The sequence below is a fragment of the Microcystis sp. M53598_WE2 genome, from assembly GCF_030067735.1.
Lineage (GTDB): Bacteria > Cyanobacteriota > Cyanobacteriia > Cyanobacteriales > Microcystaceae > Microcystis > Microcystis aeruginosa.
The window spans coordinates 1-3,287 of record NZ_JASJFE010000044.1 but is presented as its reverse complement, the minus strand read 5'-3'; the positions used below and the strand labels follow the sequence as shown (position 1 = coordinate 3,287).

Below are 3,287 nucleotides of genomic sequence, written 5' to 3'. Positions count from 1 at the left end.
TAGAGCCAACTAATCAATTAAGTCTCTTACCAGATAAGGATTTAGTCGATTTATGCCCCCCTATCGAACCATACCAAGTAACGAAGAACCATAATCCTCAACTATGACTCAATCCAACTCGGCAACGAACAAATTATCATCCCCCAATGGTTCGGACTTCTCTTCGCCGGGATTACTTTCAGCCTTGTTACATTGGATCAAATCCTACGGGGGCTTGTCCGACTTGAAAAAACAGAACGAGAAACTCGCCGAACTCGAATCGAAACTCGATACCGTACTGCAATCATCCGATTCCAACTTAACCCCAACAACTTCCACAGAAACCAACTAGCAGATATTTTAGCCCTACTTGAAGAATACCGAGATACACTTTAGTGCAATTCTTGAGGGCGATCGCCGATCTTGTCGCAGGTCAGTGCGATCGCTATCTTCCTGTTAATCTTCTTGTTAATTAAACTTTAAAACTGCGATCGCTGGTGGCATTGTTAAGTTTTCTTGAACGGGCGATTTTTGTAATCAAGAGTAGAACCATCAATATTTATGGTTCGGTTGGCTCTTGGTATGATACGAATGTCTATGGAGAAATGGGTGTTATACATTCCAGTCAAATTAAATTTGACAACTAGCGATCGCTTTTCTACGGGAACAGAGAATTAGATAAAAAATACTAATATTTTGTCGCCATCAGGTTCTAGCCGCAATTCAATTGAGTATAAAATGATCTCAGAAAAAGCCTCCAGAAAATGTCAAATCAACCATGAAAAAAATTATTTTGATTTCTAGTCTATCTTTGACAATGGTAGTCGGCGCTTCCTGGGCAAAACCCAATATAGTTTTGGCTGAAACTTGTAATTACTTTGCCGGAACTGCTGTGACGGGAAAAAGCGTTAACATCGATTTATGTTCGATTGTTCCGGCTAGTTCGCGTAGTGTTGACTTTGTTTATTATTTAGGAAATCAACGACTGGTTAGCCAAGCTAATTGTGATAACGGAACTTGGACGACTTTTCCCGAAAGACAAATTCATCGTCCCCGCTCTCAGGCGACTCAAACAATGCTAGAGGTGGTGTGTAGTTACAGATTCAATAGTTCTCAATCCACATCAAGAATCGCTGCGGCAATAGTGTTTTCTCCACCATCAAATGTGAGAACATCCCCCAATGGCAATATCATCTGTTCAGTCAAAGAACGTAGAACCATCAATATTTATGGTTCGGTTGGCTCTTGGTATTATACGAATGTCTGTGGGGAAATGGGTCTTATACATTCCAGTCAAATTAAATTTGCCAACTAGAGATCGCTTTTCTACGGGAACACAGAAACGGGTAGAATCGATCAATGCAGTTGTTTTCTTTCGAGGTGTCATCATTACTAAGAAAGCTACCCGTTCCTTAGCCGGTATTGCCGGAATTGTCGCCGTTGCCACCTTAATCAGTAAGGTTTTTGGTTTAGTCCGCGAACAGGTAATCGCCGCTGCCTACGGTGTCGGGCCGGTGGTGAACGCCTACGCTTTTGCCTACGTTATCCCCGGTTTTCTGTTAATTCTCCTCGGTGGTATTAACGGCCCTTTTCACAGCGCTTTGGTCAGTGTTTTGGCCAAAAGAGATAAATCCGAGTCCGCGCCGATTGTCGAGACTATTACCACCCTAGTCAGCGCGATTTTATTAGCTGTCACTGTCTTTTTAATCGTTTTTGCCAATATTTTTATCGATGTTCTCGCCCCCGGTTTAGATGCCGCCACCCGTAGTATGGCCATTCAACAACTGCAAATTATGGCCCCCATGGCGGTTTTAGCTGGTTTAATCGGCATCGGTTTCGGTACTCTCAACGCGGCGGACCAATACTGGCTACCGAGTCTCAGTCCGCTTTTTTCCAGTGTGGCGGTGATTATCGGGGTGGGTTTGCTGGCTTGGTTTCTTGGCGATCGCATTGATAATCCCCAATATATTCAACTAGGGGGTTTTGTCCTCGCCGGTGGTACTCTCGTCGGGGCGCTTTGGCAATGGTTAGCACAAGTGGGCGCACAAGTCAAGGCAGGTTTAGGAAAATTAACATTTCGCTGGGATTGGCGGATTCCGGGGGTGTCGGAGGTGTTGCGGGTGATGATTCCGGCGACCTTATCTTCGGGAATGTTGCATATTAACGTTTATACTGACCTCTTTTTCGCTTCTTTTATCGAAAATGCCGCCGCTTCCATGCGTTACGCCAGTTTTATCGTTCTCACGCCCTTGGGCATCATGTCTAACATGATTCTCGTGCCGTTTATGCCGATATTTTCTCGACTGACGGAACCAGAAAATTGGGGAGAATTGAAGCGAAAAATCCGTCAGGGTTTATTATTGACGGCTTTAACCATGTTACCCTTCACCGCTATCTTTATCGCCCTCGCTTTCCCGGTAGTGCGAGTTATCTATCAACGGGGTGCCTTTAATCTGGCTGCCTCGGAACAGGTGGTTCCCGTATTAATGGCCTACGGTTTCGGGATGTTTTTCTATCTCGGTCGCGATGTTTTAGTACGAGTGTTCTATGCTTTGGGTGATGGTGACACTCCTTTTAAGGTGAGTATGGTAAATATTTTTCTCAATGGTGCGCTGGATTTCCTCTTGTATAGACCTTTTGGTACTCCGGGGATTGTTTTAGCAACCGTGGGGGTTAATATCCTTTCTATGGGCATTTTTACGGTGATTTTAAATCGTCGTTTAGGAGGTTTACCTTTGGGAGAATGGGGTTTATCCTTATTGGGATTAACGGTAATTACAATGCTTTCTGGTGTTGCTAGTTGGGGTGCTAGTTGGGGTTGGGAAAAGGTTTTCGGTGCTGGTAATATTTTCCTACAATTATTACAGTTAGGTTTGGCTTCGACTGTAGCGGTGGGTTTATTCCTCCTCGGTGCGATGTTATTGAAGTTACCTGAATTAGACCTATTAATCTCGCGAGTTCGTCAGAAGTTATTGAAAAAATCTTAGGTTTAAGTTGCTGCCTCACCTCATCATTACATAGGGTTTGCTGAAAAAGTTTTTTCTGGGGGCAGGGTGTAGGGTGTAGGGTGTAGGGTGTAGGGTTTTACCGATTTTCATCTGGTCAATTATCTAATTTTCAGGGAAAAAGTACCTGAATTTTCCCCCCGATCACTCCCATATCTGGTACTTTTTGGAAACCAAAAAGTCTAAAAGTCTTATACACAAGGTTTTTAGATTTATTCAGCAAACCCTAATTAAGGAGGAGCTATCAGTGGTCAGCAGGTCAAAAAATTCCCCGATAAAAACTGATAGCTGATCCCTAGATTT

Annotated in this window: 2 protein-coding genes; both read left to right on the top strand. The window is 43.7% G+C overall.

From position 1 onward, the window contains the following. The first annotated feature begins 757 nt into the window (after positions 1 to 757). Complete coding sequence (locus PX636_RS01030) at positions 758 to 1,294, top strand: hypothetical protein (RefSeq protein ID WP_288115949.1); 537 nt, start codon at positions 758 to 760, stop codon at positions 1,292 to 1,294. Further along, positions 1,239 to 2,966 carry a murein biosynthesis integral membrane protein MurJ gene (gene murJ / locus PX636_RS01025; RefSeq protein ID WP_288115947.1) on the top strand — a complete coding sequence of 576 codons (1,728 nt, stop codon included), beginning with the start codon at positions 1,239 to 1,241 and terminating at the stop codon, positions 2,964 to 2,966. Before PX636_RS01030 ends, murJ begins: the two co-directional genes overlap by 56 nt. The last annotated feature ends 321 nt before the right edge of the window (positions 2,967 to 3,287 follow it).

Coding starts and splice junctions, on each gene's coding strand:
- PX636_RS01030 (WP_288115949.1), top strand. CDS start 758: ATGAAAAAAATTATTTTGATTTCTAGTCTATCTTTGACAATGGTAGTC.
- murJ (WP_288115947.1), top strand. CDS start 1,239: ATGTCTGTGGGGAAATGGGTCTTATACATTCCAGTCAAATTAAATTTG.